Genomic DNA, 17,869 nt, shown 5'->3' on the forward strand with positions numbered 1-17,869 from the left:
CTTACTCTTTCTCCACCGTTTTTAGCTTTTGCAATGCCATTTGCGCCGCGTGTTGTTCCGCCTCTTTTTTTGATTTTCCGACGCCGATGCCGAGCTCTTGTCCGTTTAACGAAACGCGCGAGACAAATTCTTTATTGTGCGCCGGCCCTTTCTCCTCTAAAATGCTATATTCGAGCACGCCGATGCCATCGCGTTGGACAAGTTCTTGCAATTGGCTTTTAAAATCCATCACATGAGAAAAAGCACCTTCATCAATTTTTGGAAAAATCGTTTGTCCCAAAAATTGCATGACCGCATCCATTCCTTGATCCAAGTAAAGTGCGCCGATGAACGCTTCAAATACGTCTGCTAAGAGCGCCGGTCTCGTTCGCCCTCCCGTCAATTCTTCCCCTTTTCCTAAAAGCACGAGTTCGCCGAACGATAAGGCGTTGGCAAACTTGACAAGCGACGGTTCACAGACAATCGCCGCGCGCAGTTTCGTCAATTCGCCTTCGCTCATATGGGGGAATTTTTTAAACAAATATTGCGAAACGGTAAGTTCCAGCACCGCATCGCCTAAAAACTCAAGCCGTTCATTATCTTCATGCGGCCGTCTCCGATGCTCATTCACATACGATGAATGGGTAAAAGCTTGAATGAGAAGTTTTTCATTCGTAAAAAAAATGCCGATTTTTTTTTGCAATTCCTTAAATCTGGCTCGCCTTTTTTCATTGATACGTTCCTTATCTTTTTGCTTCGACATATATAAGGCCCTCCGACTTCATCCACGCGAAATATATGTAAAAAGCAACGCTTCTATACTTCCTTATTATATCCGTTCATCCGTGCGTTACACCGATAAAAAGCATAGAAAGCCCCGCTTTTGAACGGGACTTTTCTAAAGATATTACATGTGGCTTTTTATGTAGTTCACAGCGTCTCCTACTGTGACAATTTTTTCAGCCTCTTCATCGGAAATTTCCATATTAAATTCATCTTCCAATTCCATCACAAGCTCTACGATATCTAGAGAATCAGCCCCTAGATCATCTTTGAAAGAAGCATCCAATGTTACTTGGGATTCTTCGACGCCTAAACGGTCGACGATGATTTTCGTAACACGCTCTAATACGTCTGCCATTGCATTCACCTCCCTTCATGATTATAGTAGATTCAGCTAGAAAATACTAGCTATTTCAAAAACCTATTTTACATGACCATTCCACCGTCCACATGAAGCGTTTGCCCCGTCATATAGCTAGCAGCATCCGATACGAGGAAAGAAACGACTTTCGCGACATCTTCCGGTTCGCCGAAGCGGGCAAGCGGAATTTGTTTTAACATTTCCGTCTTTATTTCTTCGCTAAGGCGCTCGGTCATATCAGTCGTAATAAATCCAGGGGCAACCGCATTGACGGTGATGTTGCGGCTTGCCAGCTCCCGAGCTGCCGTTTTTGTCAACCCGATCACACCCGCTTTCGCGGCGACATAGTTTGCTTGTCCCGGATTCCCCATGACGCCGACGATGGAAGCGATGTTCACGATGCGGCCGTACCGTTGTTTCATCATCGGACGCGTCACAGCTTTCGTACAGTTAAATACCCCTTTTAAATTAATGTTAATCACATCATCCCATTCTTCTTCTTTCATGCGCATTAGTAAATTGTCGCGGGTAATGCCGGCGTTGTTGACTAAAATATCGATTCGTTCAAATCGTTCCAATACCGCTTTGACCATTTGCTCAACGGCTTTAGCGTCGGATACGTCCGCTTGAATAGCAAACGCTTCCCCACCCATGTTTTTAATTTCTTCGACGACTTCGTTCGCTTTCGCTTCGCTGCCGGCGTAATTGACCGCTACTTTTGCTCCTTGGCGCGCCAGTTCCAATGCAATCGCCCGGCCGATGCCGCGCGACGCTCCCGTGACAAGCGCAACTTTCCCTTGCAACATCGTTTACTCCCCTTTCAATGCCGCAACGGTCGCTTGCAAAGACGCAAGATCGTTCACGGCGTACACGCTCACGCTGCGGCTAATTTTTTTCACAAGTCCTGACAACACTTTTCCCGGACCGATTTCAACAAACGTATCTACTCCTAAACGGATCATTGTTTCTACCGACTGCTCCCAGCGGACAGGAGAATATAATTGCTCGATCAATAAACGCAAAATTTCTTCTTTTTTCACCACCGGCTGTGCGGTGACATTGGCAATGACAGGGATTTCCGCATCGCGAATCGCAATCGTGTTTAGCACCTCTTGCAAATGGCTTGCAGCCGGTTTCATAAGCAAAGAGTGAAACGGACCGCTCACTTCAAGCGGAATCACCCGTTTTGCCCCGCGCTCTTTCGCAAGGTTCCCCGCCTTTTCCACTCCTGCTTTGGAACCGGAAATCACGATTTGCCCCGGGCAGTTTAAATTTGCCAGCTGCACAGGATCGCCTTGTTCAGAAATTTCCTTTGTGACGGCTTCAAGCGCAGCTGCATCCATTCCTAACACGGCCGCCATCGTTCCTTCTCCCGCTGGCACCGCTTCTTCCATAAACTCTCCGCGCTTTCTTACCGCATACACCGCATCGGTAAACGAAAGCGCTCCCGCCGCTACAAGCGCCGTATATTCTCCTAGGCTATGGCCGGCAACATAATCAGCCGCAATACCGGCTTCTTTTACTTTTTCAAGAAGCGCAACGCTTGTTGTCAATAAAGCGGGCTGCGCGTTGTACGTTAATGTCAGCGTTTCTTGCGGCCCTTCGAAAATCAGCGAGGAAAGCGCAAAACCAAGGCGTTCGTCCGCTGATTGAAACACCGCGGCAATATTAGCATCGCTTTGTGCGATGTCTTTTCCCATCCCTACTGTTTGCGATCCTTGGCCTGGAAAAATAAAGGCGATTTTCCCCATACGTTTCCCTTCCTTTTATGAATGATTTTGCTCAAGCGCCTCTTTTATGGTAGTGATGATATCGTTCATTACCATTTCCCGCGCCTGACGAACAGCGTGAAAGATCGCATTCGCGTCAGACGAACCGTGCGCTTTGATGACAGGCGCATTTAATCCGAACAGCGCCGCTCCTCCGTATTCGGCGTAGTCCATCGTTTTTTTCAAATGGATTAACTTCGGTTTCAAGACGGCTGCCGCTAGTTTGCTTGAAAAACTGCTTGTTAGCGTTTGTTTCAACATCGAAAAAACGGAAATAGCCGTGCCTTCAATCGTTTTTAACGCGACGTTTCCAGTAAATCCATCTGTGACAACGACATCGGCGACACCTTGCAATAAATCGCGCGCTTCTACGTTGCCGATGAAATGGAGATTCGTCTCTTTCAAAAGCTGAAAAGTCCGCTTTGCGACATCATTCCCCTTTTGGTCTTCCGTTCCGACGTTTAACAAGCCGATGCGCGGCCGCGGTATTCCGCGCACTTTTTCCGCGTACACCGCCCCCATTAAAGCATATTGCAACAAATGTTCCGGCCGGGCATCAACGTTGGCGCCGACGTCCAAAAACAAAAATCCTTCGCCGCCAACCGTCGGAAGCGTCGGTGCCAATGCCGGCCGATCGATCCCGGCGATTCGCCCAACGACAAATAGCCCTGCCGCCATCAGCGCACCTGTATTTCCCGCCGATATGCAAGCATCGGCGCGGCCTTCTTTCACTTCTTCGGCCATCAGCACCATGGACGAGCGCTTTTTTCTTCTCACTGCCCGCACTGGTTCATCTGTTGCTTCGATCACTTCATCAGTATGAATGACGGTGATGCGATCTTCCGATGAAAGATATGGACGAATTTTGCTTTCGTCACCTAATAGCGTAATATGTACATCTGAGAAGTGTCGGGCAGCTTTTATTGCGCCAAGGACGATTTCTTTCGGCGCATGGTCGCCGCCCATCGCATCAATTGCTACTTTCATTGCTGTCTCCATCCTTTTTTTCGTTATTTGATCGATACATTTCAAACGTTCCGGAAAAAACAAGCTCTTGTCCGACGTAGCTGTTTACTTCCACAATCGTTCGTCCGTTCTCATTTTCACCGATCACTTTTGCTTTCGCTACGACTCGCTCGTTTTCTTTCACTTGTCTTGTGAAGCGAATGTTCGCTTTCGCAGTCAGTGCAAGTTCGTCGTTAATGACGGCGACGGCAAGCGAATTGGCTTGGGCGAACAAATGATGGCCGCGCGCAATGCGGTTTCGTTTAAACACGTGTTCCGCTCTCACATCGAAAATAGAAATGGCGCTATGGTCTGGCTCGATATCAATAATTTCCCCGATCACTTCCTCAATCGGAAGCGCTCTTACTTTATCAGCCAGCGACTGTTGTGCGACATGTTTAATTCGCTCACGCAACTCAGGTATCGACAACTCTAAACGATCCAAGCGGATCGTTTGAACGCTGACAGAAAATTTTTCTGCCAATTCTTCATCGGTAATAAACGGATTTTTTTGAATCGTCTCTTGCAAAAGCCTTTGTCGTTCCCGTTTGCTTTTCCGCATGTTTCTTACACCGTCCGTTTTTATGACTAGGTACTAACAGTAGTATATAATCTCAAAAAAAAGATTGCAAGTAAAAAACAAAAGGGATTCTTCAGTCAAATTAATCTAATTTTTCTCCATCTAGCACACCGGACTCATGCAAATAAAGGCGCAACCATTGATACGACTCATCGCGCCAAAACGCGGTAGACTGAACCAATTTCGCCGCATCGTTGCGCGCCACTTCCAAAATGCGATAATCGTGCACGACGTCGCCAAATTTAAATTCAGGCATGCCGCTTTGCTTTGTGCCAAAAAAATCACCCGGGCCACGCAATTGCAAATCTTTTTCGGAAAGTACGAAGCCGTCCGTCGTTTCCGTCATAATGCGCATCCGCTCTTTCCCTGTTTCCGATTTTGGATCGGCGATTAAAATACAATACGACTGCTCATCGCCGCGGCCGACCCGTCCGCGCAATTGATGCAGCTGCGCCAGCCCAAACCGCTCCGCATCGTAAATCACCATAACCGTGGCGTTCGGCACATTGACACCGACTTCGACGACCGTAGTCGAAACTAATACTTGCACACGATTTTCGCTGAACGCCTTCATCACTTCTTCTTTTTCCTCCGAAGAAAGCCGCCCATGCATCAACCCGATGTTGTATTTTCCTCTGTAATAATGCGTCAACATGCTGTGGACATCAATCGCATTTTGCACATCCAATTTTTCCGATTCCTCGATAAGCGGGCATATGACATATGCTTGCCGTCCTTTTTGAATTTCTTTTTCCATAAAGTCAAGGACGCGTTCAAACATATGATGTTTTACCCAATACGTCTGCACCTTTTTTCTCCCAGCCGGCATTTCGTCAATCACCGATACGTCCATTTCGCCGAACGCGGTGATCGCAAGCGTTCGCGGAATCGGCGTTGCCGTCATCATCAACACGTCAGGCGCTTGCCCTTTTTCGCGCAAAATCCGGCGCTGTTCCACGCCAAAGCGATGCTGTTCGTCTGTGATCACTAAGCCAAGCTTTTGGAAATTTACTTCTTCCTGAATAAGCGCGTGCGTTCCAACAACAATATCAATCGTTCCACAAGCGAGTTGTTCTAAAATTTCCTTTCTTTTCTTTCCCTTTACAGAGCTTGTTAACAACGCCACTGTTACATCGGTCGACGCGAATAATGCTTGCAATGACTGTGCGTGCTGCTCTGCTAAAATTTCCGTCGGCACCATGAGCGCTCCTTGATAACCGGACAAAACGGCGGCGTATAATACAATCGCGGCAACGACCGTTTTCCCTGAACCAACATCTCCTTGAAGAAGACGGTTCATGCGGTACGGCGATTGCATATCTGTTAATATTTCGCGAACGACGCGCTGTTGCGCTTTTGTTAGCGAAAATGGCAGCCGCGCGATAAAATCATGCAATTTTTCCGGCGCAAACGAGTGGGCGATTCCTTTCGAATGTTCCCGCTGCACTTTGCGAAGCGCATGTATTTTTAATTGAAAAAGCAAAAATTCCTCGTATACAAGCCGGCGTCTCGCCTGTTTCAATTCTTCGTGGGAACGCGGGAAATGGATTGCCCGAATCGCTTCTTGCTTTGAAATAAGCCGGTACGTCCGCCGCATTGACAGCGGAAGCGGATCGATAATTGCTTCACCGTATTGCGCTAAAGCCAACTGGATAAAACGCCGCATTCCTTTCACGGTGACGGATCCGCGAACCGAGTAAACCGGTTCCAACTCGCGCTTTTGCGGCAACGGCCCTAATTTCAATTCATTTGCTGTAATCGCTTGACGACGCCGGTCCCATTTTCCGATGACCGTAACCGTATCATTCATGGATAATTTTTGCTTTAAATAAGGGCGGTTGAAACAAACGACGGTGATTAAATACCGCCCAACAAGCAAGCGAAACGTTAGGCGCGATTTTTTTTTCGCGTAATAGGTAAGAGAAGGCTCGCTATACACCTTCCCTTCGACCGTTACTTTTTCGTCATGTTTCACTTCCGCCAAATCTTTTACCTCATAATCTTCATAACGATACGGAATGTGCATGAGCAATTCCTCAATGGTTGTAATCCCCATTTCCCGGAGCGCTTCGCTCGTTTCTTCGCCAATTCCCTTTATTGCTGTAACGGGTTGTTGCAACTCACGATTCACGGCTATTAGCTGAAACGCCGAACGGCGTTTCCTGCTAAACCTCCTTGTGCAGTTTCTTTTCATTTCAACGACTCGGTTTTTCGTGCCAGAAAGCGCCAATCTGCCGCTAGCCGCTTGGCGCCAGATGGACCATCATCGTAAAAACGCTTTTTATTTCATGTTTCTCTTGCCGTTGCCATACAATAAAATAGAAGGGGGAGCCCCCTTCTACTATTCTAACATATTCATTCAACAGAAAAGATAAAAGGATATAGCGGCTGTCCTCCATTGTGCACTTCCACTTCCACATCCGCATATGTTTCCTCAATATAAGAAACGATTGCTTCCACTTCTTCTTCTGTCGCATCTTTTCCATATATCATTGTCACGATTTCACTTTCTTCGTCCATTAACGCAGCAAGCAATTGCTTCGTCACCGAAAGCTTATCCTGTTCAGCCGCAACGATTTTGCTGTCAGCAAGCCCCATGTAATCATCTTTTTTAATTTCTACTCCGTCGATCGTCGTGTCGCGTACGGCAAACGTAACTTGCCCGGTTTTGACGCGAGATAAGGCAGCGGTCATTGCTTTTTCGTTTTGTTCCTCAGAAAGTGACGGGTTAAACGCTAGCAATGCCGACATGCCTTGCGGGATCGTTTTCGTTGGAATGACGATCACTTTTTGATTGACGACAGAGGCGGCTTGTTGCGCAGTCATAATAATGTTTTTATTGTTTGGCAGCACGAATACCGTTTCGGCGTTACTGCTTTCAATCGCCTTTACGATATCTTCCGTGCTAGGGTTCATCGTTTGGCCGCCTTCAATCACCACATGTGCGCCGATGCTTTTGAACAATTTGGCAACGCCATCCCCCATCGCGATCGTCACAATTCCGTATTTTTCTTTTCGTTTTGCATTTGCCGTGCTTACAGCAACAGGACGTTCTTTATTGACGATGTTTGCATGTTGCTCGCGCATATTTTCGATTTTAATGTTGATTAAACTCCCGTACTTTTGCCCGTACGTCAATACTTCTCCCGGCTGCTCCGAATGTATATGCACTTTGACAAGTTCATCATCGGCAATTACTAACAGCGAATCGCCGAATCGGCTTAAATCTTGGCGAAACGTTTCTTCGGAAAATGGATGCTTTTCTAGTTTATCTCGTTCAAACCGCACCATAAATTCGGTACAATAGCCGAACTCGATTTCATCGGTATGAATGTGGCTTTGCGCACTTTTATGGTGTTCCGCCTTGATTAATTCTTGCATAGAAACTTCCGCTGGCTTCCGATCAACGACGCTTTCTCCTTTCAATCCGCTCAAAAAACCTTCATATACGTAGACAAGTCCTTGACCGCCGCTATCGACAACACCGACTTCTTTTAACACCGGCAATAATTGGGGAGTGCGTTGTAAAGATGCCTTCGCTTCTTTCACTACTTCTTCCATTACAACGACAATATCTTGTTCTTTTTTTGCAACTTCTACAGCTCGTTTCGCCGCATCTTTCGCTACGGTTAATATCGTGCCTTCCACCGGCTTCATGACCGCTTTATAAGCGGTGGTAACTCCTGCTTCAAGCGCAGCGGCAAATTCGACACTATTAATTTCTTGTTTCGTTTCAATCGCTTTCGCAAAACCACGGAACAATTGCGATAAAATCACTCCCGAATTTCCACGCGCCCCCATCAACAATCCTTTTGCCAATGCGCTGCTGACTTTTCCAATATGATCGGAAACGTTATTTTTTACTTCCTTTGCACCAGAAGTCATGGACAAATTCATATTCGTGCCTGTATCGCCATCCGGGACCGGAAAGACGTTCAGCGCGTCGACGGCTTTTGCGTTGTTCGATAAATGCGCTGCACCTTGGAAGACCATTTCGGCAAAACGTCTTCCGTCAAGTGTCCTAATTGTCACCGACTAACTCCTCCTTACTACGGATTCGTCACGCGAACCCCTTGAACGTAAATATTAATCGACTGTACAGAAAGCCCTAACGTTTGATCAAGCGTATATTTCACTTTTGTTTGCACGTTATGGGCAACTTCGGAAATTTTTGTTCCATAGCTAACGATAATGTACATATCGATATGTACTTCGCCGTTTTCTTCGCGGACAATCACGCCTTTGGAAAAGTTTTCTCTCCGCAAAATTTCCGAAATCCCATCTTTAATTTGATTTTTCGACGCCATTCCGACGATTCCGTAACAATCGACCGCGGCACCGCCTGCAATCATCGCAATAACGTCATTCGAGATTTCGATTCGCCCGTATTTCGTTTGCAATTCAATCGACATGCTCGCTCCCCCTTCGGAATTATTCGCATAGCTACCGCCATTGTACTATAACATTTTCCTTTTTAAAAGTTGTCCCATCGCCCACTAGTATTATTTAGCCGAAAATAAAAATATATGTCAAGGATATTTTCTTGAAAGATAAAACATCATATATTGAAATTTCACCGTTTGTATGATAAATTATAATAGTGTTTTTTAGACTCACATGGAAGCGGTGCTAGTAAGGAGGGAAAAAAGATGGCAAAATGCTTTGTGACAGGGAAGAAAAAATCTTTCGGCAACTCACGTTCGCATGCGATGAACGCCAATAAACGCACATGGAAAGCAAATCTGCAAAAAGTTCGTATTTTAGTGGACGGTAAGCCAAAACGTGTATGGGTGTCCGCCCGCGCGTTAAAATCTGGAAAAGTGCAACGCGTGTAATAACGGTTTGCTCATCATAAAAAAAGCACCAAAATTTGGTGCTTTTTTCTTATCCTTTTTTAAAGGAATTTAGCATGGCACGCACAATCCCGCCGAGAAATTTCGGCAATTTAATGGTATAAAATTTCATTCCGATTCCCTCCTCACAACGATCGTAACGCTCCTTCGCCTCATCTCTTTATCAGTATATTCGTTTGATTTTAAATCGTACCTGCATCGCTGCTTCTTATCATCATTAATATGCCTTCAGAAAAGGAAAAAGTACCGGAAGCTTGGATCAGTTCATTACTAATACATAGTGTCGAACCGCGAAAAATATGACAATTTGTTAGCGGATATTTAAATCCTTCCAACATCATTCCTTTTATATCATCGGAAATCGGAATGTAAGAAACATAGCGGTATCGTTGATCATAAGAAACGGTGTGCGTGCCTGGAAGATGAATTGTCACAATATTTTGCTTGTCTATCATCTCGATCGGCTTTTCTGCATATTTGATCAGCAATTGGACATTGCCGAATAAATGATCTAAGCGGCCGCCGGTTGCCCCGAAAATCCGGATTTTCTCGGCTTTTTGCCGCACCGCCCAATCAAGCGCAATTTCCATATCCGTTTTATCTTTTTCTGCCGGCCATATGTCAAGGTCATTAAGCATTTTTTGCAATGACAGGATCTCTTCTGTCGTCAACGAGTCGAAATCGCCAAACGCCTTGATCGGCCGAATCCCTGCTTCAAGCAGCGTCTTTGTCCCGCGGTCTACCCCGATCCATTGCACATGTTCCCCATCATAACTAGAAAGAGAAGGAAGATGCTCATTCGGTCCTCCGCCGACAATATGAATAAACATACGGTTTTCTCCCTTCCTTTTCCACTTTAATAAAAGCGGAAGGTCGAATGCCTTCCGCTCAGCTTTCGCCGCGAATGGCGCGAATCGCCGCGGCGCGGTCGCGTTCATTATAAATGGCAGAACCAGCAACAAGCACGTTTGCCCCCGCCTCGATGCAAAGGCGGGCCGTTTCGGCATTGATCCCGCCATCCACTTCAATTTCTACGAACCGTCCTTTTTCTTTTACTAATTGCGCGACTTGCCGAATTTTTGGCAGTACAGATGGAATAAATTTCTGCCCTCCAAATCCTGGGTTAACTGTCATCAATAATACTAAATCCACATCATCGAGCATATGTTGAATCATTTCGACCGGCGTATGTGGATTTAAGACAACCCCAGCCTTTACTCCATGCTCTTTGATTAAATGAATCGTGCGATGCAAATGCGGGCACGCTTCGACATGGACCGATAAATAATCGGCTCCTGCTTTCGCAAAAACAGGAATGTAGCGATCAGGTTCCTCAATCATTAAATGGACGTCTAAAGGCAGCTTTGTCACAGGACGAATCGCTTCGACAATGAGCGGACCGATAGTAATGTTCGGAACAAAGTGCCCGTCCATCACATCGACATGAATGTAATCGGCTCCGCCTCTCTCCACATCGCGAATTTCCTCAGCAAGCCGTGCAAAATTTGCAGATAAAATCGATGGCGCAATTTTTACCATAGTCAATACCTCGACTTTCGTTCTTTCATTTCTTCAACAAAACTGATGTAATTCTCATACCGATAAGAAGCAATTTCCCCCGCTTCGACCGCTTCTCTTACAGCGCATTTCGGCTCCGCGATATGCAAGCAGCCGCGAAATTTGCACGCATCGCTTCGCTCGCGAAACTCTGGAAAATAAAGCGGCAGATCGTCTATTTCCAATTCATCCAGCTCTAGCGCACTAAACCCCGGCGTATCGGCAACGAGACCACCGCCAACTTCCAGCAATTCTACATGGCGGGTCGTATGTTTTCCGCGCCCTAAATGCGTAGAAATATCATTCGTTTTTAACTGCAAATCCGGGCGGAGCGCATTTAAAAGCGAAGACTTCCCAACGCCCGATTGCCCAGCAAAAACGGAAACACGGCCTTCTAAATAGGAAAGCAGCTGTTCTACTCCCAATTTTGCAACTGTTGACGTCTCAATGACATCATATCCTATTTGCCGATAGTCGCGAATATATTGCTCGATTGTCGGTTTTGTCTGATCGTCGACTAAATCCATTTTATTCACGACAACAATCGGGCGAATCTGTTTCGATTCAACAAGAACGAGAAAGCGGTCGAGAAGCTTTGCGCTAAAATCCGGCTCCACTGCCGAAAACACTAAAATCGCTTGTTCTACATTAGCGATTGGCGGGCGAACGAGCCAGTTTTTTCGTTCGCGTATCTCCATAATATATCCTTCTGTCTCACCTGTCGCCTGAAATACAACATCATCGCCGACAAGAGGAGTAATTTTCTGCTTGCGAAATACTCCTCTTCCCCGGCATTGAAACACCTTTCCTTCCGATAATACATAATAAAATCCACTTAACGCTTTAATAATCTTTCCTTCTGCCATAGCCTCACTCCTTTTGACGATTATTCTGGATATGGAATGGTTCCCTCATCTTTTATTACATTGTTGACAATGACGCGATAATACGCTGTTTGCTTATATGGGATTTCAAACGTCACCGTCTCCTTTACCGGCTCAGTCAGACGATATGTTTTATACGGTATCGTCATATTGTGATTGGCATCTTGAATATATAATTGTGCTTCGACGACTTGGCCTTCTTCTTCCGGTTCATACGGAATTTCAATATCTTTGATCACCGTTTTCGTAGGAAGCGGCTCCCTGCCACGCGAAATAATAACAGTAATCGTATCGCCTTTGTCTACTTTTTCATTTGCTTTCGGCGTTTGCGAAATAACGAGTCCTTCCGGAACTTTATCGGAATATTCGTATTTCATTTTTACATGCAGCTGCTGGTCATTGGCATAATCACGCACGCTTTTTTCCGTATACCCGGTCAAATCTTTTAACGTAATTTTTTCCGGACCAAGGCTGACGGTGAAAATCACTTCCGTTTCTTCGGGAACAACTTCGTCACCTGCATAAGGAAATTGGTCGATAATCGTGCCAAGCGGCTTATCGCTATATCGTTCATTGCGCGTAATCTTCATAAAATTTTCGCTTTTCAGCTGTTCTTCCGCTATTCCGATATCTTCGCCGATAAAATCGCCGAACTCTACTTTCTTTTTGCCGATGCTTTTATAAATAATAACAGCCGACCCTTGTTTTACCGTCATTCCCGCTTCCGGTTTTGTGCGCACTACTTTTCCTTCCGCGATTTCGTCATTCTCGACGTCAATGGTGTCTTTAATCTCTAACCCTAGCGCCGACAACTGTTCAACCGCTTTGTCATAATCTTTGTTGATGACATTCGGCATCGTCACTTCCTTTGGAAAAATCAAATCGGGAATCCATGTGACCGCGCTCACTCCGGTCGCGACTAGAAACAAAAATAATGCGGTAAGCCAAACGAGCCATTTTCGCTTTTTTTTCGGTTTTACCTCTTTTTTCTCTTCTTCCTGCTTTTCTTCATAAATGATGGTTTGCTGCTCTCTTCCGGCGCTAATATCGTTTTCTTTAATAATCGGAATCGCCTTTGTCGGCTCCTCGTCATCGGCAGGAATCACGAATTTTTGCTCGTTGACACGTTCCGGATCTAAAGCCGTGCGAATATCTTCATTCATTTCCCTCGCTGAACGGTAACGATAAAACGGATCTTTCGCCGTCGCTTTCAAAATAATGTTCTCAACGCTTTGCGGAATGTTAGGATTCCACGCTTTTGGAGAAGGAGTTTCCGTCTGCAAGTGTTTGAGCACAATCGATACAGCAGATTCACCGGAAAAAGGGAGCTGCCCTGTTACTAATTCAAACATGACAATTCCTAAGGAGTAAATGTCCGACTTTTCTGTCGCAATTCCGCCGCGTCCTTGTTCTGGCGACAAATAATGAACAGAACCGAGCACCGAGTTGGCTTGCGTAATCGTAGTGGAACTAAGGGCAACGGCGATCCCAAAATCAGTCACTTTCACGTTTTCGCGCTCGTCGATTAAAATGTTTTGCGGCTTAATATCGCGGTGAATAATCCCGTTTTCATGGGCGTGCGCGATCGCGGATGTTAATTGCTCCATAATATGAAGCGCCTTCGGAACCGGAAGGGGGGCATGTTTATGAATATATTGTTTTAACGTACACCCACGCACATATTCCATGACAATATAATAGATGCCTTCATCTTCCCCAACATCGTAAATGGTGACGATATTTTCGTGATTCAAGCTCGTTGCCGCTTGCGCTTCACGGCGAAATCGCCGAATAAACTGTTCATCATTGGCAAAATCCAAGCGCAGCACTTTTACGGCGACGTCACGGTCTAAAATGATATCTCTCGCCAAATAAACGTTTGCCATCCCTCCGCCGCCAATTAAACGAATGATTTTATAGCGGTCGTTTAACCGTTTGCCGATGAGCATGCGGATCACCTACTTTCACGTTCCAATGAAAAATCGATAATCGCCAATGTAATATTGTCTTCTCCCCCATGTTCATTCGCTAAGTCAATTAACGTTTGCGCCTTGTGCTCGAGCGTGCCGGCGGATGTTAAAATATGTATCATCATCTGTTCCGATACTTTGTTTGATAAGCCGTCCGAACATAAAAGCAACATATCATGCTCATCGATGCTGATCGTTTTCACATCCAATTTCACTTCTTGTTCTGTGCCGAGCGCACGCAGCAATATATTTTTACGCGGATGATGTTCTGCATCCTCTTTAGAAATTTGCCCAGTTTTCACTAATTCATTGACAAGCGAATGATCTTCCGTAATTTGCTGAAACCCGCTTTTATTTAACAAGTAGCAGCGGCTGTCGCCAATATGCCCGACCGTCGCAAACTGGTCGGTGCAAATCGCGCTGACGATCGTTGTCCCCATTCCTTGACATTCCGCATGATTCAAAGAATGCTCAAATAAAATTCGGTTCACGGCCGCGACATGGTCTTTCAACCATTGCTCCGCGATATCCGGGGAAGAGATGTGTTCTGATTGTTCCCATTCTGTTTTTAAATACGAAATCGTCATTTCACTCGCGACATCGCCGGCGCGATGCCCTCCCATTCCATCGGCGACAACCGCCAAATAATGTCCGTCTTTATTTTGAAAAACTCCGCCGCTATCTTCGTTGTGAGTACGAATTTTGCCAATGTCGGTTTGAAAAACGGCTTTCATTATTTCACCTCGTCTCTTCTTTTCGCTCCTTCGCGCGAAGCTGCCCACATGCTGCGTCAATATCATGTCCTTGTTCGCGGCGAATCGTAACATTAATTCCGTGTTTTTTTAACGCGCGTTCAAACGCGAAAATTTGATCGCGCGGCGTTCGCACGTAATTTCGTTCCGGTACGTAATTCACCGGAATTAAGTTAACATGGCATTTCAACCCTTTAATAAGTTCGGCCAGCTGTTCCGCGTGTTCGATTTGATCGTTCACTCCGCCGAACAGTCCGTATTCAAACGTGACGCGTCTCCCCGTTTTTTCGATGTAATAGCGGACAGCTTCCATCAATTTTGGCAGCGGATACGCTTTATTGATCGGCATTAACTTCGTGCGCAGTTCCGTCGTCGGCGCGTGTAGCGAAACAGCGAAATTCACTTGCATCCCTTCATCCGCAAACTGATAAATTTTCGGAATAATCCCGCTTGTCGAAACGGTGATATGTCGGGCACCGATGTTTATCCCTTTTGCATGGTTCACGATTTTCAAAAATTTGATCAGTTCATCGTAATTGTCAAACGGCTCGCCGATTCCCATGACAACGATGCTACTTATGCGTTCTCCCTGCTCATCAAGCTCTTTTTGTACTTTTACAACTTGTGCTACAATTTCTCCTGCTTCCAAATGACGCTTCAGGCCGCCAAGCGTCGAAGCGCAAAACGTGCAGCCGATGCGGCAGCCGACTTGCGTCGTGACACAAATGGAATTTCCGTAATTGTGGCGCATCAGCACCGTTTCAATCGAATATCCGTCGTGAAGCTCAAACAAAAATTTCATCGTGCCGTCTTTTGCTGTTTGTTTCACTAATGTTTTTAACGTTGTGATATCGAAATGCCCGCTTAATTTTTCGCGCAACGTTTTTGGAAGGTTCGTCATCTCCGCGAAATTGGTGACCCGTTTTTGATATAGCCATTCATATATTTGCGTGGCGCGAAACGGTTTTTCTCCTTGCTCGATGATCCAGTTTTTTAACTGTTCAAACGTAAGGGAATAAATCGACGGCAAATGTGATCTTGTTTGTTCGTTTTTCCGTTTTGTAACGCTTGTTTGTTCCAATGAAACTACACCTTCTTTCGTAATGATGCGATAAAAAATCCGTCCGAGCCAAAATAGTGAGGAAGGAGATGTAGCTGCCCGTTGTGGACGTATGGCTGTACTTTTTCCGGCAACCGCTGTTTCATCGTTTCATCTGGCGAAAATTCCGGATGATCTTCTAAAAACTGAGCAATGACCGCTTCATTTTCCTCACAGTCAATCGTGCATGTGCTATATACAAGCGTGCCACCCTTTTTTAACAATGGCGCGACTGCATGCAAAATTTCAAGCTGCAGCTTGGCAAGGGAAGGAATATCTGCTTCCGTTTTCGCATATTTAATATCCGGTTTGCGGCGGATGACGCCAAACCCCGAGCACGGAGCATCGACTAAAATTTTATCGAACATCTCCCGTTCAAACACTTCGCCTAAGCGCCTGCTGTCAAGTGCGCGCGCGGAAATATTCGTAAGCCGCAGACGCTTCGCATTCTCCTCGATTAAATTCACTTTATGTTCATGAATATCCGTGCATATCACTTGTCCAGTGTTGTTCATTAATTCCGCGATATGGGTCGATTTTCCGCCCGGCGCAGCGCAGCTGTCAAGCACACGTTCGTGTTCTTTTGGTCCGAGCGCCCGCGCCACTAACATGGAGCTTTCGTCTTGAATCGTAATCCAGCCGCGGCGAAACGCCTCCGTATGCGCAAGATTTCCTTTTTTCGCTTGAATCGCTTCCGCGGCGACCTCGCCGCGCACCACTTCCATTCCTTCTTGTTTGAGCTTGTCCATTGCTTCCTCAACGGTTATTCTTGCGATATTCACCCTTGCCGTTTGCTTTGGCGGAAGCAAGTTCGTTTCACACATCCGTTTTGTTTCCATCAGCCCGTATTGTTCAACCCAACGCTTCACGAGCCAGCGCGGATGGCTTGTCGCAACCGCTAGCCGCTCCACTTCATCGGCAATTTTCTCGAGCGGCGGCACCCCTTGACGTAAAATGGCGCGCATCACCCCGTTAACGAGCGAGGCGATCCCTCGATGCCCGCGTTTCTTCGCGATTTCCACCGCCTCGAAAATCGCGGCGCGGTTAGGGATGCGATTTAAATATAATACTTGATAAAGGGTCAAACGAAGAAGCACGCGAACCCACCGCTCTAGTTTGCGCGCCTTTTTCAAAAACGGCGCCAAATAATAATCGAGCGTGTCGCGGCGCTGAATCGTCCCATATACGATTTCCGTCAGAAGCCGTACGTCTCTTTCGGAAAGCCGGTGCGTCTCAATCATTTTATTTAATAACAAATTGCTGTACGCCTCTTTTTCTTCGACAGCCAACAATGTTTCCAAAGCGACTTCTCTTACGTTTTTAGCTTTCATGTTCATCTCCTAGCTTCATTCCAATGGTGAGATGGGCGCCGGCGCCGCGCAAAAATTGCGCCGCATCCATTCGTTTTTTCCCCGCCGGCTGCAATTCGGTAATTTTAATGGCCGTTTCATTGCCGGTCGCAACGACAATTCCGTCATGTACGATATCAACAATCGTGCCAGGTTCCGCTTTTTTCGGGGCCAGAACTTTTTCTCCCCACCAAACCTTCCATATATTTCCTTGGTGCGTTGTGTACGCAACCGGCCATGGATTGAGGCCGCGGATATGGTTATAGACGTCTTCTCCCGATTTCGTCCAATCAATTTTTTCTTGTTCACGCTGAATATTGTACGCATATGTTGCTTTTTCTTCGTCTTGCTTAATCGGCGTTAATTTTCCCGCCACTAATGGCGGAATTGTTTCTGATAACAGTTTTGCCCCGGCAGCGCTTAATTTATCATGAAGGGTGCCAACTGTATCCGTTTCGGTAATCGGCACTTCCACTTGGGTTAAAATATCGCCAGCATCCAATTTTTCCACCATGTACATGATCGTGACGCCTGTTTTTGTTTTTCCTTGCAAAATCGCATAGTGAATCGGAGCGCCGCCCCGCAATTCCGGAAGCAATGAAGCATGGACGTTAATGCAACCGTATTTCGGCGCCTCAAGCAACGCTTTTGGCAAAATTTGCCCAAACGCCGCTGTTACGATTAAATCAGGTTCAAACGCCAGCACCTGCTCATATTGTTCTTTTTCGCGAATTTTAGTCGGCTGCAATACCGGAATTCCGTATTTTTCCGCTTCGACTTTCACCGGCGGCGGCGTCAACTCCCGCTTTCTCCCTTTCGGCTTATCCGGCTGTGTGACGACGGCGGCGATATGATAGCCGTCTTCGATTAGCTGCTTTAATATAGGAACAGAAAAATCCGGCGTTCCCATAAATACAATGTTGATCAT

19 protein-coding genes are annotated in these 17,869 nt (G+C 46.1%); 1 reads left to right on the plus strand and 18 read right to left on the minus strand.

The window, feature by feature from the left end; all coding sequences use genetic code 11:
• Position 1: 1 nt before the first annotated feature.
• From rnc to BM278_RS03970, 9 genes are all read right to left on the minus strand, one after another.
• Positions 2 to 742, minus strand: coding sequence for a ribonuclease III (gene rnc / locus BM278_RS03930; RefSeq protein ID WP_090948052.1), 741 nt, complete (start codon positions 740 to 742; stop codon positions 2 to 4).
• 144 nt (positions 743 to 886) lie between these two features.
• Positions 887 to 1,120: an acyl carrier protein gene (locus tag BM278_RS03935; protein WP_003251806.1), complete on the minus strand. Its 234-nt coding sequence runs from the start codon at positions 1,118 to 1,120 to the stop codon at positions 887 to 889.
• A 68-nt stretch (positions 1,121 to 1,188) separates the two neighbouring features.
• Complete coding sequence (fabG, locus tag BM278_RS03940; protein WP_090948053.1) at positions 1,189 to 1,929, minus strand: 3-oxoacyl-[acyl-carrier-protein] reductase; 741 nt, start codon at positions 1,927 to 1,929, stop codon at positions 1,189 to 1,191.
• A 3-nt stretch (positions 1,930 to 1,932) separates the two neighbouring features.
• Entirely contained in the window at positions 1,933 to 2,874 is a 942-nt protein-coding gene (gene fabD, locus BM278_RS03945; protein ID WP_090948054.1) for an ACP S-malonyltransferase, read from the minus strand.
• Positions 2,875 to 2,889: 15 nt separating this feature from the next.
• Positions 2,890 to 3,879: a phosphate acyltransferase PlsX gene (gene plsX, locus BM278_RS03950; protein WP_090948055.1), complete on the minus strand. Its 990-nt coding sequence runs from the start codon at positions 3,877 to 3,879 to the stop codon at positions 2,890 to 2,892.
• On the minus strand, positions 3,863 to 4,459 hold the full coding sequence (gene fapR, locus BM278_RS03955; RefSeq protein ID WP_090948056.1) for a transcription factor FapR: 597 nt from the start codon (positions 4,457 to 4,459) through the stop codon (positions 3,863 to 3,865). Before fapR ends, plsX begins: the two co-directional genes overlap by 17 nt.
• Positions 4,460 to 4,559: 100 nt before the next feature.
• Entirely contained in the window at positions 4,560 to 6,671 is a 2,112-nt protein-coding gene (recG, locus tag BM278_RS03960) for an ATP-dependent DNA helicase RecG (RefSeq protein WP_090948085.1), read from the minus strand.
• 161 nt (positions 6,672 to 6,832) lie between these two features.
• Positions 6,833 to 8,509, minus strand: coding sequence for a DAK2 domain-containing protein (locus BM278_RS03965; protein ID WP_090948057.1), 1,677 nt, complete (start codon positions 8,507 to 8,509; stop codon positions 6,833 to 6,835).
• A 17-nt stretch (positions 8,510 to 8,526) separates the two neighbouring features.
• Complete coding sequence (locus BM278_RS03970) at positions 8,527 to 8,889, minus strand: Asp23/Gls24 family envelope stress response protein (RefSeq protein ID WP_003251820.1); 363 nt, start codon at positions 8,887 to 8,889, stop codon at positions 8,527 to 8,529.
• 237 nt (positions 8,890 to 9,126) lie between these two features.
• On the opposite strand from BM278_RS03970, the gene rpmB reads away from it, so the two are divergent.
• Complete coding sequence (gene rpmB, locus BM278_RS03975; protein ID WP_043904077.1) at positions 9,127 to 9,312, plus strand: 50S ribosomal protein L28; 186 nt, start codon at positions 9,127 to 9,129, stop codon at positions 9,310 to 9,312.
• Between the two features lie 49 nt (positions 9,313 to 9,361).
• Here the strand turns inward: rpmB and spoVM are convergent, their stop codons facing one another.
• The 9 genes from spoVM to fmt all read right to left on the minus strand — a co-directional run bounded on the left by spoVM (position 9,362) and on the right by fmt (position 17,869).
• Positions 9,362 to 9,442: a stage V sporulation protein SpoVM gene (gene spoVM, locus BM278_RS03980; protein ID WP_003394991.1), complete on the minus strand. Its 81-nt coding sequence runs from the start codon at positions 9,440 to 9,442 to the stop codon at positions 9,362 to 9,364.
• Between the two features lie 70 nt (positions 9,443 to 9,512).
• The gene (locus BM278_RS03985; protein ID WP_090948058.1) at positions 9,513 to 10,160 is read right to left on the minus strand and encodes a thiamine diphosphokinase; all 648 of its coding nucleotides are present in this window, start codon (positions 10,158 to 10,160) and stop codon (positions 9,513 to 9,515) included.
• A 58-nt stretch (positions 10,161 to 10,218) separates the two neighbouring features.
• Positions 10,219 to 10,869: a ribulose-phosphate 3-epimerase gene (rpe, locus tag BM278_RS03990; RefSeq protein ID WP_090948059.1), complete on the minus strand. Its 651-nt coding sequence runs from the start codon at positions 10,867 to 10,869 to the stop codon at positions 10,219 to 10,221.
• Between the two features lie 2 nt (positions 10,870 to 10,871).
• Positions 10,872 to 11,753, minus strand: coding sequence for a ribosome small subunit-dependent GTPase A (rsgA, locus tag BM278_RS03995; RefSeq protein WP_090948060.1), 882 nt, complete (start codon positions 11,751 to 11,753; stop codon positions 10,872 to 10,874).
• Between the two features lie 20 nt (positions 11,754 to 11,773).
• Complete coding sequence (pknB, locus tag BM278_RS04000) at positions 11,774 to 13,720, minus strand: Stk1 family PASTA domain-containing Ser/Thr kinase (protein ID WP_090948061.1); 1,947 nt, start codon at positions 13,718 to 13,720, stop codon at positions 11,774 to 11,776.
• A 5-nt stretch (positions 13,721 to 13,725) separates the two neighbouring features.
• Complete coding sequence (locus BM278_RS04005) at positions 13,726 to 14,475, minus strand: Stp1/IreP family PP2C-type Ser/Thr phosphatase (RefSeq protein WP_090948062.1); 750 nt, start codon at positions 14,473 to 14,475, stop codon at positions 13,726 to 13,728.
• 4 nt (positions 14,476 to 14,479) lie between these two features.
• Entirely contained in the window at positions 14,480 to 15,574 is a 1,095-nt protein-coding gene (gene rlmN, locus BM278_RS04010) for a dual-specificity RNA methyltransferase RlmN (RefSeq protein ID WP_090948063.1), read from the minus strand.
• A gap of 5 nt (positions 15,575 to 15,579) precedes the next feature.
• A complete protein-coding gene (gene rsmB / locus BM278_RS04015) occupies positions 15,580 to 16,923 on the minus strand; it encodes a 16S rRNA (cytosine(967)-C(5))-methyltransferase RsmB (protein WP_090948064.1) in 1,344 nt (447 codons plus the stop codon).
• A complete protein-coding gene (gene fmt / locus BM278_RS04020) occupies positions 16,913 to 17,869 on the minus strand; it encodes a methionyl-tRNA formyltransferase (RefSeq protein WP_090948065.1) in 957 nt (318 codons plus the stop codon). Before fmt ends, rsmB begins: the two co-directional genes overlap by 11 nt.

Source organism: Parageobacillus thermantarcticus (assembly GCF_900111865.1).
Taxonomy (GTDB): Bacteria; Bacillota; Bacilli; order Bacillales; family Anoxybacillaceae; genus Parageobacillus; species Parageobacillus thermantarcticus.